General features: G+C 73.7%; 21 protein-coding genes. 11 read left to right on the plus strand and 10 right to left on the minus strand.

Annotation, left to right across the window (positions count from 1 at the left end; all coding sequences use genetic code 11):
* Positions 1–68 precede the first annotated feature (68 nt).
* From TK50_RS16970 to TK50_RS16985, 4 genes are all read left to right on the plus strand, one after another.
* Entirely contained in the window at positions 69–1,010 is a 942-nt protein-coding gene (locus tag TK50_RS16970) for a transporter substrate-binding domain-containing protein (RefSeq protein ID WP_043964943.1), read from the plus strand.
* Positions 1,007–2,029, plus strand: coding sequence for a hypothetical protein (locus TK50_RS16975; protein WP_043964944.1), 1,023 nt, complete (start codon positions 1,007–1,009; stop codon positions 2,027–2,029). Before TK50_RS16970 ends, TK50_RS16975 begins: the two co-directional genes overlap by 4 nt.
* Positions 2,030–2,508: 479 nt before the next feature.
* The gene (locus TK50_RS16980; protein WP_052503858.1) at positions 2,509–3,654 is read left to right on the plus strand and encodes a phospholipase D-like domain-containing protein; all 1,146 of its coding nucleotides are present in this window, start codon (positions 2,509–2,511) and stop codon (positions 3,652–3,654) included.
* Between the two features lie 52 nt (positions 3,655–3,706).
* Complete coding sequence (locus tag TK50_RS16985; protein WP_043964945.1) at positions 3,707–4,351, plus strand: MBL fold metallo-hydrolase; 645 nt, start codon at positions 3,707–3,709, stop codon at positions 4,349–4,351.
* A 106-nt stretch (positions 4,352–4,457) separates the two neighbouring features.
* Here TK50_RS16985 and TK50_RS16990 read toward each other — a convergent pair whose 3' ends face one another.
* The 6 genes from TK50_RS16990 to TK50_RS17015 form a co-directional block, all read right to left on the minus strand.
* A complete protein-coding gene (locus TK50_RS16990; RefSeq protein WP_199486086.1) occupies positions 4,458–5,132 on the minus strand; it encodes a hypothetical protein in 675 nt (224 codons plus the stop codon).
* Positions 5,133–5,373: 241 nt separating this feature from the next.
* Positions 5,374–6,537: an acyl-CoA dehydrogenase family protein gene (locus tag TK50_RS16995; RefSeq protein ID WP_043964946.1), complete on the minus strand. Its 1,164-nt coding sequence runs from the start codon at positions 6,535–6,537 to the stop codon at positions 5,374–5,376.
* Complete coding sequence (locus TK50_RS35450) at positions 6,534–8,558, minus strand: acetyl/propionyl/methylcrotonyl-CoA carboxylase subunit alpha (protein ID WP_043964947.1); 2,025 nt, start codon at positions 8,556–8,558, stop codon at positions 6,534–6,536. Before TK50_RS35450 ends, TK50_RS16995 begins: the two co-directional genes overlap by 4 nt.
* A gap of 12 nt (positions 8,559–8,570) precedes the next feature.
* Positions 8,571–10,172 (minus strand): acyl-CoA carboxylase subunit beta, encoded by a 1,602-nt coding sequence (locus TK50_RS17005; protein WP_043964948.1) that lies wholly within the window; start codon positions 10,170–10,172, stop codon positions 8,571–8,573.
* Complete coding sequence (locus TK50_RS17010) at positions 10,169–11,878, minus strand: acyclic terpene utilization AtuA family protein (RefSeq protein WP_043964949.1); 1,710 nt, start codon at positions 11,876–11,878, stop codon at positions 10,169–10,171. The genes TK50_RS17005 and TK50_RS17010 overlap by 4 nt, the downstream gene beginning before the upstream one ends.
* 65 nt (positions 11,879–11,943) lie before the next feature.
* Positions 11,944–12,549 (minus strand): TetR/AcrR family transcriptional regulator, encoded by a 606-nt coding sequence (locus tag TK50_RS17015; protein ID WP_043964950.1) that lies wholly within the window; start codon positions 12,547–12,549, stop codon positions 11,944–11,946.
* A 118-nt stretch (positions 12,550–12,667) separates the two neighbouring features.
* Between TK50_RS17015 and TK50_RS35710 the strand changes: the two genes are divergently transcribed.
* Positions 12,668–12,793 (plus strand): hypothetical protein, encoded by a 126-nt coding sequence (locus TK50_RS35710; protein ID WP_158499183.1) that lies wholly within the window; start codon positions 12,668–12,670, stop codon positions 12,791–12,793.
* A 159-nt stretch (positions 12,794–12,952) separates the two neighbouring features.
* Here the strand turns inward: TK50_RS35710 and TK50_RS17025 are convergent, their stop codons facing one another.
* Positions 12,953–13,696, minus strand: coding sequence for a metallophosphoesterase family protein (locus TK50_RS17025; RefSeq protein ID WP_043964953.1), 744 nt, complete (start codon positions 13,694–13,696; stop codon positions 12,953–12,955).
* Positions 13,697–13,780: 84 nt separating this feature from the next.
* Positions 13,781–14,458 (minus strand): Crp/Fnr family transcriptional regulator, encoded by a 678-nt coding sequence (locus TK50_RS17030; RefSeq protein WP_007073398.1) that lies wholly within the window; start codon positions 14,456–14,458, stop codon positions 13,781–13,783.
* Between the two features lie 158 nt (positions 14,459–14,616).
* Between TK50_RS17030 and TK50_RS17035 the strand changes: the two genes are divergently transcribed.
* The 6 genes from TK50_RS17035 to TK50_RS17060 all read left to right on the plus strand — a co-directional run bounded on the left by TK50_RS17035 (position 14,617) and on the right by TK50_RS17060 (position 20,012).
* On the plus strand, positions 14,617–15,315 hold the full coding sequence (locus TK50_RS17035) for an adenosylcobinamide amidohydrolase (RefSeq protein ID WP_043964958.1): 699 nt from the start codon (positions 14,617–14,619) through the stop codon (positions 15,313–15,315).
* Positions 15,316–15,371: 56 nt separating this feature from the next.
* Positions 15,372–16,553, plus strand: coding sequence for a CapA family protein (locus TK50_RS17040; protein ID WP_043964960.1), 1,182 nt, complete (start codon positions 15,372–15,374; stop codon positions 16,551–16,553).
* An 84-nt stretch (positions 16,554–16,637) separates the two neighbouring features.
* Positions 16,638–17,426, plus strand: a complete 789-nt coding sequence (gene nth / locus TK50_RS17045; protein ID WP_043964962.1) for an endonuclease III — start codon at positions 16,638–16,640, stop codon at positions 17,424–17,426.
* The gene (locus TK50_RS17050; protein ID WP_043964964.1) at positions 17,423–18,049 is read left to right on the plus strand and encodes a TlpA family protein disulfide reductase; all 627 of its coding nucleotides are present in this window, start codon (positions 17,423–17,425) and stop codon (positions 18,047–18,049) included. The genes nth and TK50_RS17050 overlap by 4 nt, the downstream gene beginning before the upstream one ends.
* Positions 18,046–18,744, plus strand: coding sequence for an NUDIX hydrolase (locus tag TK50_RS17055; RefSeq protein WP_043964966.1), 699 nt, complete (start codon positions 18,046–18,048; stop codon positions 18,742–18,744). Before TK50_RS17050 ends, TK50_RS17055 begins: the two co-directional genes overlap by 4 nt.
* Before the next feature lie 89 nt (positions 18,745–18,833).
* Entirely contained in the window at positions 18,834–20,012 is a 1,179-nt protein-coding gene (locus TK50_RS17060) for a MarP family serine protease (RefSeq protein WP_043964968.1), read from the plus strand.
* Between the two features lie 79 nt (positions 20,013–20,091).
* Here TK50_RS17060 and TK50_RS17065 read toward each other — a convergent pair whose 3' ends face one another.
* Both TK50_RS17065 and TK50_RS17070 read right to left on the minus strand, forming a co-directional pair.
* Entirely contained in the window at positions 20,092–20,799 is a 708-nt protein-coding gene (locus TK50_RS17065) for a phosphatase PAP2 family protein (RefSeq protein ID WP_043964970.1), read from the minus strand.
* Positions 20,800–20,829: 30 nt separating this feature from the next.
* Positions 20,830–21,681: a phosphatase PAP2 family protein gene (locus TK50_RS17070; RefSeq protein WP_082106435.1), complete on the minus strand. Its 852-nt coding sequence runs from the start codon at positions 21,679–21,681 to the stop codon at positions 20,830–20,832.
* Positions 21,682–21,723: the final 42 nt, after the last annotated feature.

A 21,723-nucleotide genomic window follows, 5' to 3' on the forward strand; every position in this document is an offset into this window, starting at 1 on the left:
GACCACGGGAATGGATCCCTTTGGCTACTGTCGGTGTCCCGCAGTTGCACGGGTCAGCGAGGTCGCCGATGAACCAGTTCCTCACCCGGTCCCGGGTCCGCTCCGTCGCCACCACCCTGGCAGTCGCGCTGACCCTGCTGCTCGCGGCCGCCGCCGGCTGCGACAGCCGGCAGGAGCCCCGGATCCCGTCCGTCAACGACAAGCTGCGCGAGACGCACATCTACGGCCAGCCGACGATCAGGATCGGCGTCTCCACGGTCGGCCCGCTGATGGGCGAGCTGCGCGACGGCACCTACGCCGGCTTCGACATCGAGATCGCCCGGTACATCGCCGCCCAGCTCGGCTACGCGGGCGACCACCGGATCGAGTGGGTTCCGGTGTCCACCGAGGACCGCATCCCCGCCCTCCAGGGCGGGTCGGTCGACCTGGTGGTCTCCACCTTCTCGATGACCGAGGAGCGCGCGAAGCTGGTCAGCTTCGCCGGCCCGTACCTGGTGACGACCCAGGAGGCGATGGTCCCCAACCGGCTCCGGGACAGCATCCGCACGATCGAGGACCTGCGCGACCCCCGCTACAAGGTCTGCACCAGCGGCGGCTCGACCACCGAGGCCGAGCTGGGCAGGCACCAGATCCGGGTGTTCGTGGTCAAGGAGGTCGGCGACTGCGTCGAGGGCATCCTCGCGGGGCGGTACGACGCGGTCAGCTCCGACGAGACCATTCTCGCCGGGTTCCTCTCCCGGCACCCGAAGGACTTCACGGTCGTCGACATGCCCTTCGGCACCAGCGAACAGATCGGCGTCGGGGTGCCGATCAGCGACCCGGCGCTGCGCGACCTCGTCGCGTTCTTCCTCGACAAGAGCTACCAGCAGGGGCGCAGCGGGCAGAGCAGTCCCTGGCTCACCGCCTACCACCGGACCCTCGGGCCGTGGCTGCGGCAGCCGAAGACCCAGCCGCCGACGCTGGACGTCCCGGAGCTGGTCGACTTCGACGACAAGGTCCGCCCCTCATGACCGCGCCGGTGGCCACCGGAGGCGACGACGTGCACGCACCGGGCTCCGGCGCGGCCGAGCGCCGGGCCCGCGCCAGCCAGTCGTTCTGGGCGGTCGTGGTGGCCGTGCCCGCCGTCTTCTCGGTGCTGCGGCTCGGCGTGGAGGCCGGCGGCGAACTCCAGACCACCCTGCTGCTGGTCGCCAACGTCGGGCCGGTCAACCTGCTCGCCGGGTTCCTCACCACGGCCGCCAGGCTGCTCGCCACCGGGCTGGTCGCGGTGTTCGCCCTCGGCGCGGTGCTCGGCGTCAGCGTCGACCGGCTGCCCGGGCACCGCCGCCCGCTCTTCGCCCGCTGGGCGGAACTCACCCCGACCTGGTTCGTGTTGACCAGCTTCCTGCTCGCCCTGACCACCTGGCAGATCCTCTACCTGCCGCTGCTGCTGCCCGCGTTCGCCGCCGCGTTCCAGCTCCGCCCCGAGCGCCTGCACGAGCTGGCCGCGGCGCGGGTGCTGATCGTCGCGGCCCTGCTCGGCGGCTGGCTGTTCCTGCTCGCACCGACCCTGCTCGACGCCTGGCAGCAGGGCGAACCGCTGGTCGTGGCACTCTTCGTCGTGCCGCCGGTGCTCGCGCTCGCCATCGCCGGCCCGCTGCCCGGCGCGGTGATCCGGCCGCTGGCCTCGATCACCCAGGCCGCCGTGCTGGCCATGCTGGTCTGGGCGGCGCTGCCGGTGATCAGCACGCCGGTGCTGCCGCTGACCGTCACCACCGTGCAGACCGCGCCCGACACGACGGAGGACGTGCGCGGCCACGTCGTCGTCGTGGACGACGTGAGCATGGTGTTGCTCCAGGAACACGGCGGCGTCCGGTACGTGCCGATCGACCAGGTGAAGGCGCAGGTGCTCTGCCCGAGCGAGGGGGAGCTGCCCCGGCACCGGCTGCGGGTGCGCGACTTCCACGTGGAGGACTCGCTGCTGGAGGCGCTGGGGCGGCGAGTCCGCCCGGTGCACCGCATCGACGCCGCCTGCCGGGTCACCGGCTGACCCCCCAGTTTGCCGGCCGAGGCGACGCCACTGCGACCCCTGGACTCGCCGGGCGGCGATCACGGTATGTGATAGCTGCGCGGCCCGGGTCCGCTGAGCGGTTGATCTGACTCTTCGTCACGTTCCTTCGACCTCGCTGGGCGCCTCCCGTCCCCTTTGCTCTGCACCCCTATCCGCAACACCTGTCATGAGCTGGTTCTAGGCGAGAACGAGAACGCAGGAGGATGTGACGGCGGGTTGCGCTGCGTGATCCGGTGCGTAGGTGGGTGCAGAGCAAAGGGGCTCGCTGGGGTGGTGGCGTCGGGTGAGATGGTTGCGCTGCGTCACGCCTCGGTGGGGAACAGCGGGTGTGGGAGCGCCCGTCGCCAGTGTCGAAAGTGGTCGCGGGGAGTTGCGGAGAATGTGCGCAGCGTAGGCATACTGGGCGTTCCGGTTCGCGACGGCCGGGGAGCCGGCCGCCCTGCCACCGAGGAGTTCTCATGCTTCTACGTCGTACCGTCGGGCTGATCGTCACGGGTAGCCTCGCCGCCGCCGCGCTCCTGGCCCCGGCCACGCCGGCGGTCGCGGCCGTGACCTCCGGCGCGGTCTTCAACAACCCGACGGTGGCCAGTCAGCAGTACGCCATCGTCGAGCACGTGCAGCGGCTGATCCAGGGTGCCGCCTCCGGGTCCACGATCCGGGTGGCGATGTACCACTTCACGCTCACCCGGGTGTCGAACGACCTGTCGGCCGCGTACGACCGGGGGGTGAACGTGCGGGTCGTGGTCGACAGCCAGTCCCGCTCCTACCCGGCGGTGACGGGCCTGATCGCCAAGCTCGGGACGAACCGGGCCGCCGCCTCCTGGGTGACCGTCTGCACCACCGACCGGGCCTGCATCGGCAACCTGAACACGCCGATCATGCACAACAAGTTCTTCCTGTTCTCCGACACCCTCGGGTCGACGAACGTCCTGGTGCAGAGCTCGGCCAACCTGACCAACGACAACGCCGAGCGGTACTGGAACAACGCGGTCACGATCGTCGGCAACACCGCCGTCTACAACTCCTACGTCACCTACCACGGTGACCTCGCCGCGCAGGTGAAGAACAACGACTACTACCGGACGACGTCCAGCGGCACCGCGAAGTCCTACTTCTTCCCCCGCGCCGGCACCACCCAGGACACCGACACGATCTACAACATGCTCAACGAGAACGTCACCTGCGAGGGGAACACCTCGACGGGCACCGAGACCGGCCGCACGATCATCCGCATCGGCATGTGGCACTTCAGCCGCAACCCGATCGCGACCAAGCTGCGCGAGCTGGCCGACCAGAAGTGCTGGGTGGAGGTCGTCTACACCGAGACCGACACCGACGTGCGCAACATCCTCTCCGGGCACGACCGGATCAAGCTGTACCAGATCACCGGCGACTACATCGTGCACTCGAAGTACATGCTCATCGAGGGAACGTACGACGGGCAGAAGGACACCAAGTGGGCGGTGACCGGCAGCCACAACTACTCCAACGCCGCGCTCCGCGAGAACGACGAGGCGCTGCTGCGGATCCAGTCGGCGACCATCCACGACCAGTACCGCTCGAACTTCTGGAGCCTGCGCGACGCCGCCGTGCCGGTGAGCTGACCGCGCCGGACGACGTACCCCGGGATCCGGCTGACCGGGCTACATTCCGATCATGGCGGAATACGACGGATCAGCCCCCGGGGTACGCGAGCTGACGGCACTGACCCTGAGCAAGATCTCGGTCGGGCCGGGCGACAACAACTGCTACCTGCTGCGCTGCCGCGCAACGGGTGCGCAGTTGATGGTGGACGCGGCGAACGAGCCGGAACGGCTGTTGGAGTTGTGCGGCGGGCGGCTCGACGCGGTGGTGACCACCCACGATCACTGGGACCACTGGGAGAACGGCCTGCCCGACGTCGTGTCGGCGACCGGGGCGCGCACCTACGCCGGCGCACCCGACGTGGACGGCATCACGGTCCCGACCGACGTACCCGTGGAAGACGGCGACGTCATCCGCTGCGGCGAGATCTCCCTCGAGGTCATCCGGCTGACGGGCCACACGCCCGGCGGCGTCGCCCTGCTGTACGACGATCCGGCCTGCCACCCGCACCTGTTCACCGGCGACTCGCTCTTCCCCGGCGGAGTCGGCAACACCTTCGGCAAGGCCGACGACTTCGCTTCGCTGTTCACCGACGTCAAGACGAAGGTCTTCGACCGGCTGCCGGACGACACGTGGGTCTACCCGGGCCACGGCCGCGACACCACGCTCGGCGCGGAGCGCCCGTCGCTGGAGGAGTGGCGCACCCGCGGTTGGTGACGTCAGCCCTGGCCGACGCCGCAGGCCACCGACTGCAGCCGAATCTTGGTACGAAAGCGCCCCCAGAGGGGCCCTTCCGTACCAAGATTGCCAGCGGGATCCGGGGTCAGCAGGCCTGGCGCTGGCCCGTGTAGTGGACGCCGGCGCGGCCGATCACGGTCTCGTCGCCCAGTCCGGTGTTCGCGCCGCGCGCGATGTAGCACGAGTACCGGTGCTGGTTGATCACCTCAAGGTGCACGTGGGCGCCGCTGTCGCCGTTGACCTGGTAGCAACTCGAATAGCGGAACCGGCCGGTCTCGCCGAGCTTGGTCCACGGCCCCACCGTCGCGCCCACGGCGATGCCGCCGGGCTTGTTGTTGACGTGCATGACGTCCGCGCGAGCGAGGACCTGACCGGTCGTGGTGTCCCGCGCCTCCAGGCCGATGCGGTAGCCGCCGTCGGCGAGGTTGCCCGTGGCGCAACCCGGCCGGACGGTCACGACCGTGACGGCGACCGGGTGGCCGGACGCGGTCTTGGAGCCGAAGGGGGAGACGATGGTGCCACCGGGGCTGCGGTAGATGTCCACCGCCCAGTCGTTGGTGTAGCCCCAGTTGCCGAAGACGATGTGGTGGGAGGCGGGGCCGGATTCCCCGAAGCGGTCCCAGGTCGAGGAGTCCTGGATCGGCGGGTAGACGCTGACCCAGTCGCCGTCGGGGTGGGCGCTGGCGGCGGTGGCCGGCGCGACGGCGGCACCGAGCGCGAGGACGACGGCTGCTGCCGTACGGGCGAACCTGAGGTGCATCGTTCCTCCGGGGTCTCCTGGCGAGGCGGGCAGGACCGGTCCGGCAACCGGTGGGCAGCGGCGGACCGGCGATGTCCAGCGATGCTATACCTGTCGATCTATCGATTTCTTGCCCCGCCCCGCGACGCTCTGCCCCCTACGTCGTGATCAGGAGAAGAGCGTCAAAGTTGATCTCGTCGATGACACAAACCTCTTGATCACCGAGGCGGGACGAGACGGTGGGCCGGCGGCGGCGCAGGATTCAGTAGGACTTGTCCTGGCCTAGGACGTGCTGGGCGACGAAGTTGAGGATCATCTCCCGGCTCACCGGGGCGATCCGCCCCGCCCTTGCCGCGCCCAGCAGGGTTGCCACGCCGTACTCCGTGGTCATGCCCGCGCCGCCCAGCGCCTGCACCGCCGTGTCGACCGCGAGTGCGGCGGCCTCGCCGGAGGCGTACTTGGCCATGTTGCCGGAGACGCCGGCCTCCAGGTCGCGCCCCGCGTCGTACAGGGTGGCCGCCTTGTAGATCATGAGACGGGCCAGTTCCACCTGCACGGCCGCGTGCGCGAGCGGGTGCGCCACGCCCTGGTGGGTGCCGATGCTCCGGCCGCCCCACACCTTGCGGGTGGCCGTGTACTCGCTGGCGCGCTCGATCGCGTACCGGCCGGTGCCGACGCCCATCGCGGCCACCGTGATGCGCTCGGGGTTGAGCCCGGCGAACAGGGCGGGCAGGCCGGCGTCGAGCGACCCGCCGACGAGGGCGTCGGCGGGCAACCGCACGTCGTCGAGGTAGAGCATGAACTGGTTCTCCGGGGAGACGATCTCCATGTCCAGCTTGGACCGGGTCAGCCCGGGGGCGTCGGTCGGCACCAGGAACAGCGCCGGCTTGAGCTTTCCGGTCGCCGCGTCCTCGGTGCGGGCCACCACCAGCACGTACTGCGCCTCGTCGACGCCCGAGATGTAGCACTTGCGGCCGGTCAGCAGCCAGTCGTCGCCGTCGCGGCGGGCCACCGTGCCGAGCCGGTGGAAGTTGGACCCGGCCTCCGGCTCGGTGATCGCGAAGACCACCTTCAGCGTGCCGTCGGCCATGGCGGGCAGGAACCGTTGGCGCTGCTCCTCGGTGCCGTGCCTCGTGACGATCGTGGCGACGATGGCGGGGGAGACCACGAGCAGCAGCAGCGGGCAGCCGGCGGCGGCCAGCTCCTCGCAGACGATGGCCAGCTCGGTGATGCCGCCGCCCCCGCCGCCGTACCCGGTGGGGATGTTGACGCCGAGGTAGCCGAGCCGGGCGGCCTCCTCCCACAGCTCGGTGGTGTGCCCGCCGGCCTTCGCCTTCTCCACGAAGTAGCCGTGACCGTACTTTCGGCCCAACGCCCGGACGGCGTCGCGGAGCTGCTCCTGCTCGTCGGTGAGGTCGAAGTTCATGACGTTGTCTCCTCGGGGGTGGTGACGACGGCCAGCACGGCGCCGGTGTCGACCTGGCCGCCGGCCGGCACCGGCAGCTCGGCGACCACGCCGTCGGCGGGGGCGAGCACGGGGTGTTCGAGCTTCATCGCCTCCAGGGTCAGCAGCAGGTCACCGGCGGCGACCCGCTGGCCGACCTCGACGTGCACCCGGGTCACCGCGCCGGGCAGCGGCGCGAGCAGCGACCCGGCCGCCAGCTCCGCCGTGGGCAGCGGGAAGCGCGGCAGCTCGGTGAGGCTCGCCGCCCCGTCCGGGCCGTCCACGAAGACCTGCGACCCCACCTGGTGTACGGAGTACGCGCGCCGCACGCCGTCGACGTCGAGGACCACCCGGTCCGGGGCGGCGGCGACCAGCACCACGCTGGGCGGGAGGGAAGGGGCGGCGGGCGGCCCCGAGCCCTCGGCGGGCGAAGCCGAGCCGCCGGCCGACACCACCCAGTCGGCGAGTGCGCCGGTGCGGTCCAGTCGGTAGCGGACCTCGATCTCGTCGCCGCCCGGTCCCGCGTACCGGGTGACCTGCGGGAACGCCGGCACGTTGCGCCAGCCGGAGGGGAGCCCGGCGAGCACCGGGGCCGCCGCCCGACGTGCCGCGGCCGAGGCGAGCGCGGCGGCGAGGGCGGCCAGCGGCAGCTCGTCGGCGGGCAGCAGCGGGGCGAACACGTCGGGGTGCCGGTCGAGGAAGCCCGTGTCCACCTCGGCCGCCCCGAACGCGGGGCTGCGCAGCACCCGGACCAGCAGGTCCCGGTTGGTGGTCACCCCGTGCAGCTCGGCGCGGGCCAGCGCGCCGGCCAGCAGCCGGGTCGCCTCCGCCCGGGTCGGCGCCCAGGCGACCAGCTTCGCCAGCATCGAGTCGTAGTGCACGCCGACCGTCGAGCCGTCCGCCACCCCCGAGTCGAGGCGCAGCCCCTTCGTCGGGGCGAACTCGCCCGCCACCTGCGGCACCGCGAACCGGTGCAGGACGCCCGTCGCCGGCCGGTGGTCGCGCGCCGGGTCCTCGGCGCACAGGCGTACCTCGATGGCGTGGCCGTCGGGCGGCGGGGTCGCCGCCAGCGGCAGTGGCCCGCCCTCGGCGACCAGCAGTTGCAGGCGCACCAGGTCCAGCCCGGTGACCGCCTCGGTGACCGGGTGTTCCACCTGGAGGCGGGTGTTCATCTCCAGGAAGAAGAACTGCCCGTCCGGGGCGAGCAGGAACTCGACCGTGCCCGCGCCGACGTACCCGACCGCGCGGGCGGCGGCGACGGCCGCGGCGTGCAGCCGCTGCCGCACCCCGTCCGGCAGGACCGCCGGGGCCTCCTCGACGATCTTCTGGTGCCGGCGCTGGATCGAGCAGTCCCGCTCGCCCAGCGCCACGACCGTCCCGTGGGTGTCGCCGAAGACCTGCACCTCGACGTGCCGGCCCCGCTCGACGTACCGCTCGACGAAGACCGTGTCGTCGCCGAACGCCGCCGCCGCCTCCCGCCGCGCCGAAGCGACGGCCTCGGCGAGGCCGGCCGGGTCGGCGACGATCCGCATGCCGCGCCCGCCGCCCCCGGCGGACGCCTTGACCAGGACCGGGAAGTCGGTGATCTCGTCGGGATCGGTCCAGGTGGGCAGCATCGGCACGCCCGCGTCGGCCAGCAGCGCCTTCGCCGCCACCTTGTCACCCATCGCGGCGATCGCCTTCGCGGGCGGGCCCACCCAGGTCAGGCCCGCGTCGGTCACCGCCGCCGCGAACTCGGCGTTCTCGGCGAGGAAGCCGTAGCCGGGGTGCACGGCGTCCGCGCCGGTGCGGCGGGCCGCGTCCAGGATGAGGTCGACCCGCAGGTACGTCTCGGCGGGCGCGTTCCCCGGCAGGCGTACGGCGAGGTCGGCCTCGGCGACGAACGGCGCGTCGGCGTCGGCGTCGGAGTGCACGGCGACCGTGGCGACGCCGAGCGCCCGGCAGGTGGCGAGGACGCGCCGGGCGATCTCGCCCCGGTTCGCGACCAGCAGACGGGTGATCATGAAAGCAGCCCCCTACATCCGGAAGACGCCGAAGCCGGCCGCGCCCTTGACAGGTCCACTGTGGATGGCCGACAGGCAGAGCCCGAGGACGGTACGGGTGTCCCGGGGGTCGATCACCCCGTCGTCGTAGAGCCGGCCCGAGAGGAACAGCGCCCCCGACTGGGACTCGATCTGCTGCTCGACCATCATCCGCATGGCGGCGTCGGAGTCCTCGTCGAACTCCTGCCCCCGGGCGGCGGCGGCCTGCCGGGCCACGATCGACAGCACGCCGGCCAACTGCGCCGGCCCCATCACCGCCGACTTCGCGTTCGGCCAGGTGAACAGGAACCTTGGCTCGTACGCCCGCCCGCACATGCCGTAGTTGCCGGCCCCGTACGAGGCCCCCAGGTTGACCGTCAGGTGCGGCACCTTCGAGTTCGACACCGCGTTGATCATCAGCGCGCCGTGCTTGATGATGCCGCGCTGCTCGTACTCCGTGCCGACCATGTAGCCGGTGGTGTTCTGCAGGAAGACCAGCGGGGTGTCGGCCGCGTTGGCGAGCTGGATGAACTGGGCCGCCTTCTGCGCCTCCTCGCTGAACAGCACGCCCCGGGCGTTGGCGAGCACCCCGACCGGGTAGCCGTGCAGCTCGCCCCACCCGGTGACCAGCGCCGTCCCGTACGCGGGCTTGAACTCGTCGAACTCGCTGCCGTCGAGCACCCGGGCGAGGACCTCGCGCGGGTCGAACGGCACCTTCAGGTCGGCGCTGACGACGCCGAGCAGCTCCTCCGGGTCGTGCTTCGGCGGCGCGGGGAACGCGGTGCGCGGCGGCGGGCCCTGCTTGCGCCGGTTGAGCCGGCGGACGCACTGCCGGGCCAGCCGGATTCCGTCCCGCTCGTCGGACGCGAGGAAGTCGGCCAGGCCCGACCTGGTGGCGTGCATGGCCGCGCCGCCGAGGGACTCGTCGTCGGTGACCTCGCCCGTCGCCATCCGCACCAGCGGCGGCCCGGCCAGGTAGACCTGCGACCGGTCCCGGATCATGATCACGTGGTCGGACATCCCGGGCACGTACGCGCCGCCGGCCGTGGCGTTGCCGAACACCACGCTGACCGTGGGAATGCCCTCGGCCGAGAGCCGGGTCAGGTCGCGGAACACCCGCCCGCCCGGGATGAAGATCTCCGCCTGGGTGGGCAGGTCCGCCCCGGCGCTCTCCACCAGGTTGACCATCGGCAGCCGGTTGGCCAGGGCGATCTCCCCGGCCCGCCGGGTCTTCGCGAGGGACCACGGGTTGACCGCGCCGCCGCGTACCGTCGGATCGTTGGCGACGACCAGGCACTCCACGCCCTCGACGACGCCGATCCCGGTGACCACGCTGGCCCCGACGGGAAAGTCCGTCCCGTACGCGGCGACCGGCGACAGCTCCAGGAACGGGCTGTCCGGGTCGAGCAGCAGCTCGATCCGCTCCCGGGGCAGCAGCTTGCCGCGCTGGTGGTGGCGGGCCACGTACTTCGCGCCGCCGCCCGCGCGGGCGTTGTCGAGGGCCGCCTCCAGCTCGGCGAGCCGCTCCAGCAGGGCCTCCCGGTTGGCCCGGAAGGCCGGCGCGGCCGGGTCGAGCGCGCTGTCCAGTGTGGTCACCGCCCCATCTCCTCCGTCGGCAGGTCGACGACGCGGGAGCGCAGCAGCTCGCCCAGCGCCTTCGCCTGCGGGTCGAATCGGGTCGACGCGGCCACGCCCTGCCCGAGCAGCCCCCGGATCACGAAGTTCACCGCGCGCAGGTTCGGCAGCTCGTGCCGCTGGACGGTCAGCGGGGCGGTCTCCGGCAGCAGCTCGGCCAGCCGCTCGACCGTCAGCCAGCCGCGCAGCCACGCCCAGGTCGCATCGGTACGCGCCCAGACGCCCAGGTTCGCGTCGCCGCCCTTGTCGCCGGAGCGCGCCCCGACCACCTCGCCCAGCGCCCCCCGCCGCGTGCGCTGAGGCTGCGGCTGCTCCGCGCGCTGCGGGTGCAAGGAAGGGCCCCCTGTTGACGCATCCTGTTGCACAGGGGGCCCCTGCAAGCACGTCACCGGCGGGGGAGCGACCGGCACCCGCTCGCCCGACGGCAGGACGGCCACGTGCTCCACCGCGTCCTGCGGCACGGCGTCGGCGGTGAACACCCCGTACGGGGTCGCGTCGCCGGGCAGGGTGGTCAGCGTGCAGCCCGGGTAGGAGGCCAGTGCCAGCTCCACGGCGGCGGCCGAGAACGCCCGCCCGGCCCGCGCCTTGTCGCCGTCCCGCAGGTGTACGTGCAGCAGCGCGCTCGCCGCCTCCGTGTCGCTCGCGTCCGGGTGGTCGGTACGGGCCAGCACGAACTCCAGCCCCGCCGGGCCGACCGCCGCCTCCAGCTGGCCCCGGACCAGGGCCGCCTTCGCCGGGATGTCCAGCCCACACAGGACGAACGTCATCGAGTTGCGGAACCCGCCGAGGCTGTTCACCCCCACCTTGAGGGTGGGCGGCGGGGGCGTGCCCCGGACCCCGGCGACGCGCACCCGGTCCGGCCCGTCGGCGGTCAGCTCGACCGTGTCCAGCCGGGTCACCACGTCCGGGCCCAGGTAGTCGGGGCCGCCCACCTCGTACAACAGCTGGGCGGTGACCGTCTCCACGGTGACCGCGCCGCCCGTGCCCGGGTGCTTCGTGACGACCGAGGAGCCGTCCGGGTGGATCTCGACGATCGGGAAGCCGGGGCGGTGCCCGCCGTCGGGCAGCTCGGTGAAGAAGCTGAAGTTGCCGCCGGTGACCTGCGCCCCGCACTCGATGAGGTGCCCGGCCACGGTCGCCCCGGCCAGCGCGTCGAGGTCGTCGCGCCCCCAGCCGTACCGGGCGATCGCCGGCCCGACCGCCAGGGACGCGTCGGTGACCCGGCCGGTCACCACGACGTCCGCCCCGGCGTCGAGGCACGCGGCGATCCCGAAGGCACCCAGGTACGCGTTCGCGGTCAGCGCGTCGGGGCGGGGCAGGGCGTCGCCCTCGACGTACCCGATGCGGGCGGTGAGGCCGAGCCGGTCGGCGAGCGACCCGATCGCGGCGGCCAAACCGGCCGGGTTCAACCCGCCGGCGTTGGTCACGATCCGCACCCCGCGCTCCAGCGCCGTGCCGAGGCACCCCTCGAGCTGACGCAGGAACGTCTTCGCATACCCCAGGGCGGGGTCGCGCAGCCGGTCCCGGCCGAGGATCAGCATGGTCAGCTCGGCCAGGTAGTCGCCGGTCAGCACGTCCAGCTCGCCACCGTCGAGCATCTCCCGCCACGCGGTGGCCCGGTCGCCGTAGAAGCCGGACGCGTTGCCGACCCGCAGCGGCGCGCTCACGCGGCGACTGCGCAGGTTCGTAAGGTCGACCATCATGCCTCCAGTGGGCCGGTGGGGCGGGCCGGTCAGGGGGTGAGCAGGGTGGCGAGCTGGCGCTTCCAGGTGGTGAGCAGGGCGGCACGGCGGGCCGAGTCGTCGCTGAGCAGGTTGGCCACCCCGAGCCCGCGCAGCAGGTCGAGGGTCGCCTGCACGGCCTCGCGGACGCCGGGGCGGCGCTCGTCGACGCCGAGCAGCGCCACGGTCAGCCGGTGCATCTCCCGGCCGACCTGCCGTTCGAGGGGGACCAGGGCGGCGCGCAGCTCGGCGTCGGTGCGGGCGGCGACCCAGAGTTCGAGAGCGGCCACGAAGAGCGGGCCGGTGAACGCCGCGCCGAGCAGGTCGATCACCCGGTCGAGCCGTTGCGGCCCGGCGGGCAGCGCCTCGGCCTCGGTGCGCAGCTCGTCGGCCCGGCGCTGGGCCAGGTGCGCGACGGCGGCGGTGACCAGGGCGGCCTTCGTGGGGTAGTGGTGCAGCTGCGCACCCCGGGACACCCCGGCCCGGGTCGCGACGACCGTGGTGGTCGTGCCGGACCAGCCGTGCTCGACCAGGCACTCGACGGTCGCCTCCAGCAGCCGGGCCCGGGTGGCGCGGCTGCGCTCCTGCTGCGGGACGCGGGTCGGTGCGGCGGTCACCCGGTCAGCGTGCCGCCGCCAAAACAAACAGTCAAGCCTGACTTTTTTGTGCGCCGGATGGGGCCCGCCGGTCGGATTGCGCGCGTGGCGGGTGTCGTCCGCGCGCCAGGGGGCTGATGTGGTCCGCGCCCGCCAGGGGGCTGATGTGGTCCGCGCCCGCCAGGGGGCTGATGTGGTCCGCGCCCGCCAGGGGGCTGATGTGGTCCGCGCGCGCCAGGGGGCTGATGTGGTCCGCGCCCGCTAGGGAGCTGATGTCGCAGACGACTCACTGGCCGGGCGATGTCGTAGACGACTCAGCTCCCTAGTGTGCCGCGCGGATGCCGTCCCGGGCGGGACCGGCGGGGTGCCGTCGCGGGGTCGGGTCAGCGACAGCCGTCGGGTCGGGGACCGTCGCGGGGTCGGGTCAGCGGCCGTCGCGGGGGCCGAAGACGGCCAGCGCCTCGGCGTCGCTGTACCGGGAACGCAGGTACTCGTCGGCCCAGCCGGCCGCGTCGGGGAAGTCGGACTCCGCCGCCACCCGCGCGCACGCCGCGTCGACGTCGAACGCGGTGCGCCGTAGCTGCACCCCCGGCCCGAGCAGCGCCCAGTCCGCCCCCGGCCCGCCGTACGGCATGCCGACGCTGCCCGCGTTGACCACCAGGCGCCGGTCGACCAGCCGGGCGAACGGCATGTGGGTGTGCCCGCAGACCACGGTCCGGACCTCGGCCGGCACGTCGGCGAAGACCTCGGCCCAGCGGGAAAGCCGGGAGTCCACGAGGACGACCTCCTCGTCGTCGCGGGGCGTGGCGTGGCAGAACAGCACCTCGCCCAGCCCCGCGACCGGCAGGGTCACCGCCGTCGGAAGCGCCGCCAGCCGGGCGACCTGGTCGTCGCGGAGCTGCCCCGCGGCCCAGTTCGACACCTCGTCCACGGCCGGCCGCCCGGCCCGCGCCTCGACCAGTTCCCGGTCGGCGTTGCCGCCCACCCAGCGGACCCGGTCGCCGAGCCCGGCGAGCAGGTCCAGCACCTCGACGGGCTGGGGGCCGGCCGCGATGTCGCCGGTGAGCACGATCAGGTCGGCGGCGGCCACGTCCGGCTCGGCCAGCACCGCCTCCAACGGGGGCAGCGCGCCGTGGACGTCGGAGAGGACAGCGACCCGTTCCAGCATCTTCCCACGGTGACCCGGCCCGGTCGGGAGGTCCAGGGATTCTCCGCCGGGCAGAACCCGACCGGCGCGCGCGGGTGGGAGCGGTCAGACGCGGGCGCGGCGGGCCAGGCGCTCCGGGTCCAGGATGATGATGCTCTTGCCGTCGAGCCGCAGCCAGCCGCGCGAGGCGAAGTCGGCGAGCGCCTTGTTGACGGTCTCCCGGGAGGCGCCGACGAGCTGGGCGATCTCCTCCTGGGTCAGGTCGTGGGTCACCCGCAGCACGCCGCCGTCGCGGGTGCCGAAGCGCCCGGCCATCTGGAGCAGGTTCTTCGCGACCCGGCCGGGCACGTCGGTGAAGATCAGGTCGGCCAGCGAGTCGTTCGTCCGACGCAGCCTGCGGGCCAGCACCCGCAGCAGCTGCTCGGCGATCTCGGGCCGGTTGTTGAGCCACGGGCGCAGGGCCTGCTTGCGCAGGCGCACGAGGCGGGTGTCGGTCACCGCGGTGGCCGTCGCCGTGCGGGGGCCGGGGTCGAACAGCGACAGCTCGCCGACCATGTCCGACGGGCCCATCACGGCGATCAGGTTCTGCCGGCCGTCCGCCGCCCGGCGACCGACCTTGATCTTGCCGGACAGGAGGATGTAGAGACTGTCGCCGGGCTCGCCCTCGTTGAACACGACCTCGCCCTTGCGGACCTCGATCGTCTCCATCTCCTTGGCGAGCGCCTCGGCAGCCTCCGGGTCGACTCCCTGGAAGATCCCGCTGCGAGCCAGTACCTCGTCCATCGCGCACCTCCGCCTGCGCGTGCCGTCTTCTCGGCCGGGCCGCCGTCCGCTGATCCCTCGCGCGAGGCCAGTCTAGGCGCACGTGAGCGGTAATCAGAGCCGCACCCCTGGGAAACCCCTGGTCCCCCTCGCCGCGCCCGGGACGTAGGGTCGGCGGCGTGCTGACCGAGCCGACCCTGACCAGCCGCCACGAGGACGGCCGGGACGTCCCGCTGCTCGTGTGGCGCGCCGACCGGCCGTTACTGACCGTCAGCTCCGCGCCACTCGGTGGCGGGATCGGCGTACGGCACTGGGTGGTCAACGCGACCGTGCCCATGTCGTACCACCGGGACGACCCGGCCGACCACCTGGCCGAGCTGGCCGAGCAGCTCGGCCTCGACGGGCCCGGCGTCGGCCTGCTGACCGGCGTCGACGTCGCCGAGGTGGTCGCCCGCGTCGACTCCGCGGTGCGGGTCTGGGCGACCGTCGGGCTGGGCACCCCCGTCCAGGCCGCCGCGCCCGACCCCGCCGTCGCCACGCCCGCGCCCGCCCCGGCCCGGTGCGCCGCGTCCGCCCACCGGGTCGGCACGGTCAACATCGTGGTCGAGGTGCCCGCCCGGCTCGGCGACGCGGCCCTGGTCAACGCGGTGGCGACCGCGACCGAGGCGAAGGCACAGGCGATCCGGGAGCTGGGGCTCGCGGCTACCGGCACCCCCACCGACGCCGTCACCGTGCTCTGCCCGGCCGACGGCGAGCCGTCCGCCTACGGCGGGCCCCGCTCCGCGTGGGGCGCCCCGCTGGCCCGCGCGGTGCACGCCGCCGTGCTCGCCGGCGGGGCCGGGACCGTGGTCCCCTGGTCCGAACGGCGCACGGCCTGATTTTTCGGCCGATCGGCCATCGTCACCGCGTATCTCGCCCGGTAGCGTCGCGGGCGATGTATTCTCCCGCCCGCCCTGGCCCCCGTCCCCGCCTGCCCCGCGCCGGTGCCGCCCGCCCGCGCCGCCGCGCGGCGCTCGCCCTCGGCGTGCTGCTCGGCACGCTGCTCGCCGGCTGCGCCGAGACGACCGACGCGCCCACCTGGCAGCCCGGCACCCGGGCCGGCGCGACCGGCACCGCCTCCCCGGCCCCCTCCGGCGACACCCCTGAGGGCAAGGTCGAGAGCGTGTCGCTCTCGGCCACCGGCGACATCATCATGGGCAACGCGCCGAACCGCCTCCCGCCGAACGGCGGCAAGGGCTTCTTCGACTCGGTGCAGAAGGCGCTCGCGGCCGACCTGGTGATGGGCAACCTGGAGGAGCCGCTCACCGTCGACACCGGCACCGGCAAGTGCGGGGCCAACTCGACCCGCTGCTTCCAGTTCCGCGCCCCGCCGGAGTACGCCGCGCACCTGCGCGACGGCGGGTTCGAGCTGCTCAACCAGGCCAACAACCACGGCTACGACTACGGCCCCAAGGGCTACCGCAACACCCAGGCCGCGCTGGAGAAGTACGACCTGGCGCACACCGGGGCGCCCGACCAGATCACCGTGGTCGAGGTCGAGGGCGTCAAGATCGCCGTCGCCGGCTTCTCGTCGTACGTCTGGTCCAACAGCCTGGTCGACATCGACGCCGCCAGCGCGGTGATCAAGAAGGCGGCCACCATGGCCGACCTCGTCGTCGTGCAGGTGCACATGGGCGGCGAGGGCGCGGACAAGACCCGGGTGCGCCCGGGCACCGAGATGTTCCTCGGCGAGAACCGGGGCGACCCGATCAAGTTCTCCCACGCCATGATCGACGCGGGGGCGGACCTGGTCGTCGGCCACGGCCCGCACGTGCTGCGCGGCATGGAGTTCTACCAGGGTCGGCTGATCGCCTACAGCCTCGGCAACTTCGCCGGCGGCGGCAACTCGCTGAGCAACAACGGCCGGCTCGGCTGGGGCGGCGTGCTCAAGGTGTCGCTGAAGCCGGACGGCAGCTTCGCCGGCGGCTCGTTCACCTCGACGTACATGAACTCGATCGGCAAGCCGACCATGGACCCGGACGACCGGGGCCTCGGCCTGGTCCGGGAGCTGAGTCGGCTGGACTTCCCGAAGAGCGGCGCCCGCCTCGACGACGAGGGCCGGATCACCGAGCCGTAGCCGGCGCCCGGCCACCCGGTCGCCGGGCGCGGCCGGGCCGCGTGGCTCGGCGGGCCGTCACCGGGTCGACGTAGGCTTTCCGTCGTGACCACCAGTCCCCCCGCAGCCAACGAGACCGACCTCGGCCGCACGCGTCGCGCCCGGAAGATCCACCGGGTGCTCACCCAGACGCACCCCGACGCCCACTGCGAGCTGGACCACACCAATCCGCTGGAGCTGGCCGTCGCCACCATCCTGTCCGCCCAGTGCACGGACAAGAAGGTCAACGAGGTCACCCCGAAGCTGTTCACCCGCTACCCGACGGCCGCCGACTACGCCGGGGCGGACCGGGCCGAGCTGGAGGAGCTGATCCGGCCCACCGGCTTCTACCGCAACAAGACCAACTCGCTGATCCGGCTGGGCCAGGCCCTCGTCGAGCGGTACGACGGGCAGGTCCCCGGCAAGCTCGACGACCTGGTGACGCTGCCCGGGATGGGCCGCAAGACCGCCAACGTCATCCTCGGCAACGCCTTCGGCGTCCCCGGCATCACCGTCGACACGCACTTCCAGCGGCTGGTGCACCGCTGGCGGCTGACCGCCGAGACCGACCCGGTGAAGATCGAGCACGCGATCGGCGCGATGTTCCCGAAGCGCGACTGGACGATGCTGTCGCACCGGATCATCTTCCACGGCCGGCGGGTCTGCCACGCCAAGAAGCCGGCCTGCGGCGCGTGCACGCTGGTGAAGCTCTGCCCGTCGTACGGGACGGGGCCGACGGAGCCCGCGCCGGCCGCGAAGCTGCTCAAGGGGCCCCGGGCGCGGGACCTGGCCGTCGCGGCGGGCGTCGACCCGGAGCTGGTGCCGCAGCAGGCGGTCGCCGCGGAGGCGCCGTGACGCACCGCTCCACCGCCCGGCGTTCGCTGGTCGCCCTGCTCCTGCCGCTCGCGCTGCTCGTCGCCGCCTGCACGGCGACCCCGGCCGAGGAGAAGACGGCCGAGCCCCGGCGGAACACCCGGCCGTCGCCGTTCGCCGCCTGCGCGACCCTGACCGTGCCGCCCCCCTCGGCCGCGCCCACCCCCGCCGGGTCCGGCGGGCCGGAGCTGCCCGAGCTGACCCTGCCCTGCTTCACCGGCGGCGACCTCGTCGCCCTGCGGGACGTGCGCGGGCCGGCCGTGGTCAACCTGTGGGCGTCCTGGTGCCCGCCCTGCCGCAAGGAACTGCCCGCGTTCCAGCGGCTCAGCGAGCGCGCGGACGGCAGGCTCCAGGTGATCGGGGTGAACACCCGCGACAGCCGGGACGCCGCCCAGTCGATCGGCGAGGACTTCGGCGTGCGCTTCCCCGTCCTGTTCGACCAGGGCGAGAGCCTGCGCCGGGCGCTCAACCGCAACGCCGTCCCGCTGACCGTGCTCGTCGGCGCGGACGGCCGCATCCGGCACGTCGACACCTCCGGCGCGCTGGACGACGCCCGGCTCGCCGCGCTGGTCCGCGAACACCTCGGCGTGGTGGTGCCGGCGTGAGCCGTACGCCGCCGCCCTGGATGCAGCCCCTGCTGTCCCGGCTCGGCTCCGCCCGCGCCGAGGACTTCACCCGGATCGCCACCCCGGCCAGCGGCGGGCGGGAGAGCGCCGTGCTGGTGCTCCTCGGCGAGGAGCCCGGGGCAGGCCCGGACGTGCTGGTCCTGCAACGCGCCGCCACCCTGCGCAACCACGCCGGGCAGCCGGCGTTCCCCGGCGGGGCGGCCGACCCGGGCGACGCCGACTCGGCCGCCACCGCCCTGCGCGAGGCCAACGAGGAGGTCGACCTCGACCCGGCCAGCGTCACCGTCCTCGCCGAGCTGCCGAGGCTGTGGATCCCGGTCAGCGACTTCGTGGTGACCCCCGTGCTCGGCTGGTGGCACCGGCCGCACCCGGTGCACCCCCGGGAGCCGGCCGAGGTCGCGCACGTCGCCCGACTGCCGGTCGCCGAGCTGGTCGCCCCCGAGAACCGGCTGCGGGTACGCCACCCGAGCGGCTGGGTCGGCCCGGCCTTCTCGGTGCGCGGCATGCTGGTCTGGGGGTTCACGGCCGGGGTGCTCGCCGCCCTGCTGGAGATGGGCGGGTGGACCCGCCCCTGGCCGGACGACCGGGTCGTCGACCTGCCGCCGGCCGGGGCCGCCCCGGCGCCCTCCGCCGGCACCGACGCCGCCGACGAGATGGCCGGACCGCTGGCCTGACCGCCGGCGCGGCGGCGGGACGCTGACCGGACCGTCACGTTCCGCGAGCGGTGGGCACTCGGCGGGCCCGCTGCCCGTACCCTTGGGGCGTGTCCGCCGTGGATCTCGTTCTGCTCCTGCTCATGCTCGTGTTCGCGATCAGCGGATACCGTCAGGGCTTCGTCATCGGGGTGCTGTCGTTCTCCGGGTTCTTCCTGGGCGCGCTCATCGGTCTACAGGTCGGCCCGCTGCTGGCCCGCCAGTTCACCGACAGCGGCACCCGGGTGCTGATCTCCCTCGTCGCCGTGTTCGGGCTGGCCGTGGTGGGGCAGGCGCTGGCCGGCTGGCTCGGCTCGCACCTGCGCCAGACCATCACCAGCGACATCGCCAAGCGGGCCGACGACATCGGCGGGGCGGTCGTCTCGCTCTTCGCCGTCATGCTGGTCGCCTGGCTGGTGGCCGTGCCGCTGGGCTCGTCCTCGCTGCCCTGGCTGGCCTCCTCGGTGCGCAACAGCGCGCTGCTCACCGTCGTCGACCGGGTGCTGCCCGACCAGGCGCAGGAGTTGTCCACCGCACTGCGGGACACCGTCGACACCAACGGCTTCCCGGACGTCTTCGGCGACCTCGCGCCCACCCGGGCCCGGCAGGTCGAGCCGCCCGACCCGGCGCTCGCCGGCTCCCAGGTGGTGGCCGACGGCCGGCGTGCGGTGGTCAAGGTGCTGGGCTCCGCGCCGAGCTGCGCGCGCCGCATCGAGGGTTCCGGCTTCGTGTACGCCGACGACCGGGTGATGACCAACGCGCACGTGGTGGCCGGCACCCGGTCGGTGGCGGTCGAGCTGAACGGCGACCGGTACGACGGGGAGGTCGTCGTCTACGACCCGGACCGGGACCTGGCCGTGCTGCGGGTGCCGGGGCTGCCCGGCCCGTCCCTGCGGTTTGCCGCCGGCAACGCGGGCAGCGGGGCGGACGCGATCGTGCTGGGCTTCCCGCTCGACGGGCCGTACAACGCCCAGTCGGCGCGGATCCGGGACGTCGACCGGATCACCGGCCCGGACATCTACTCCTCCGGCGACGTGACCCGGGAGATCTACACGATCCGGGCGCTGGTGCGCAGCGGCAACTCGGGCGGGCCGCTGCTCTCCTCGAACGGCCTGGTGCTCGGGGTGATCTTCGCTGCGGCGGCGGACGACCCGAACACCGGCTTCGCGGTGACGGCGGCCGAGGCCCGCCCGGTCGCCCTGGCCGGCGCCGAGCGGACCCGCCCGGTCGGCACCGGCGAGTGCACCTGAGCGGCAGGGGCGCTGCCGCCCCCGGCGGCCGGCTCGGTCGCCCGGCTCAGGCGGTCGGGACCCGGCCCGGCCGTCCGGCTCAGGCCGTCGGGACCCGGGCCGGCCGTCCGACCGTGGGCAGCTTCTCCCGGCTCCACCGCACCCCCCGGTCCAGCACCGCCCGCGCCATGATCACCACGCACGTGCCGCCGTTGAGGAACGACGCCAGCACGTCGCTCGGGTGGTGCATGCCCCGGTACATCCGGGTCAGGGCGACACCGACCGGCACCAGGACGAGCAGCGCCCACCAGGCGACCTTCGCCGGGGTGCTCCGCGCCCGCAGCGCCAGCAGCACCGCGATGCCGACGTAGAGCGCCACGGCGGCCGACGTGTGCCCGGACGGGAAGCTGGACGTCGGCGGGGACACGTCCATGTGCTCGACCGCCGGGCGGCGGCGGTCGATGGCCATCGTGGTCAGCAGGAACACCAGCGCCTGGGCGCTGACCGCCGCGCACAGGAACAGCGGCTCCCGCCAGCGGTGCAGCACCAGCCGCAGGACCACCGCCACGATCGCGGTGACCAGCACGATCAGCTGGGTGCTGGCCAGCGTGCTGAACACCAGCGAGACGTTGTTCCAGCCGGCGGTCCGGTCGGCGGCCAGCTCACGGTTGACCGCGTCCTCCACCGTGAGCGGCCAGGTGTGCGCGAAGACCCGGGTGACGAGGACGCCGAGCAGCACCATGACGGAGAGCAGCAGGGCCACCGGCAGCAGCACCCGCTTGGCTGCCTGACCCACCAGTTCGGACATGGCCCGCCCAGTACCCGCGCGGGCCGCCCGCTACGCCTGCCCCCGGGCCGGGCGGGGCCGCTCCACCCCGTCGGCCGGTTCGGCCCCGTCGGCGGGCTCCGCCCCGTCGGCCAGTTCCGGCTCGACGCCTTCCGTGGTGGCGGGGCGCGCGGACCGGTGACCGGTCCGGGTGCGCCAGGTGCGGAAGGCGGCGGTGGTGGCGACCACCGTCGCCACGCCCAGCAGCCAGCCGGCGACCACGTCGCTCGTGTAGTGCACGCCGAGCGCCAGCCGGCTCACCCCGGTCAGCACCGTCACCACGACGGCGGCGACCCAGAGCGCCCACCGCAGGGCGGGCCGCCGCCGGGCGTACGGGAGGAAGACCAGCAGCAGCACCCCGGCGGCGAGGGCCGCGTTCAGTGCGTGCCCGGAGGGGAACGAGTATCCGGCGGCCCGGGCGACCGGGTCCAGCAGGTCGGGCCGGTCCCGGCCCACCAGCAGCTTGAGCAGCGCGCCGAGCAGGCCGCCCGCCGCCATCGTGGTGACCGCCCACCAGGCCAGCCGCGGCGCGCGCCGGGCGAACAACCAGACCACCACGGCGAGTACGGCGACCCGCAGCGGCCCGGGACCGAACACGTTCGTCCACACGGTCATGAACCACACCCAGCCCGGGTGGCCGACGGCGTAGCCGTGCAGGTCGTGCGCGACCGCGGCGTCCAGCCGGTGCAGCGGCGGCCAGGAGCCCAGCACCAGCAGAGCGAGCAGGGCGAACGGCACCAGGACCAGGAAGACGGCGGTCGCGGCGAGGGTGAGCCGCAGCCCCAGCGAACGGTCGGGGTCGAGCCGGCGGGCCCGCCACGACGGCGACGCGGGGACGTGGGTGCGCTGACCGGACGTGCTCATGCCCGGCATCCCTACCCAGCGGGACGCCGGATCAGACCGGCA

This window comes from Micromonospora haikouensis (genome assembly GCF_000876225.1).
GTDB lineage: Bacteria > Actinomycetota > Actinomycetes > Mycobacteriales > Micromonosporaceae > Micromonospora > Micromonospora haikouensis.

Excerpts from the sequence above, each read along its gene's own strand:
- TK50_RS16970 (WP_043964943.1), top strand. The coding sequence starts at position 69 with ATGAACCAGTTCCTCACCCGGTCCCGGGTCCGCTCCGTCGCCACCACC.
- TK50_RS16975 (WP_043964944.1), top strand. The coding sequence starts at position 1,007 with ATGACCGCGCCGGTGGCCACCGGAGGCGACGACGTGCACGCACCGGGC.
- TK50_RS16980 (WP_052503858.1), top strand. The coding sequence starts at position 2,509 with ATGCTTCTACGTCGTACCGTCGGGCTGATCGTCACGGGTAGCCTCGCC.
- TK50_RS16985 (WP_043964945.1), top strand. The coding sequence starts at position 3,707 with ATGGCGGAATACGACGGATCAGCCCCCGGGGTACGCGAGCTGACGGCA.
- TK50_RS16990 (WP_199486086.1), bottom strand. The coding sequence starts at position 5,132 with ATGCACCTCAGGTTCGCCCGTACGGCAGCAGCCGTCGTCCTCGCGCTC.
- TK50_RS16995 (WP_043964946.1), bottom strand. The coding sequence starts at position 6,537 with ATGAACTTCGACCTCACCGACGAGCAGGAGCAGCTCCGCGACGCCGTC.
- TK50_RS35450 (WP_043964947.1), bottom strand. The coding sequence starts at position 8,558 with ATGATCACCCGTCTGCTGGTCGCGAACCGGGGCGAGATCGCCCGGCGC.
- TK50_RS17025 (WP_043964953.1), bottom strand. The coding sequence starts at position 13,696 with ATGCTGGAACGGGTCGCTGTCCTCTCCGACGTCCACGGCGCGCTGCCC.
- TK50_RS17030 (WP_007073398.1), bottom strand. The coding sequence starts at position 14,458 with ATGGACGAGGTACTGGCTCGCAGCGGGATCTTCCAGGGAGTCGACCCG.
- TK50_RS17040 (WP_043964960.1), top strand. The coding sequence starts at position 15,372 with ATGTATTCTCCCGCCCGCCCTGGCCCCCGTCCCCGCCTGCCCCGCGCC.
- TK50_RS17065 (WP_043964970.1), bottom strand. The coding sequence starts at position 20,799 with ATGTCCGAACTGGTGGGTCAGGCAGCCAAGCGGGTGCTGCTGCCGGTG.
- TK50_RS17070 (WP_082106435.1), bottom strand. The coding sequence starts at position 21,681 with ATGAGCACGTCCGGTCAGCGCACCCACGTCCCCGCGTCGCCGTCGTGG.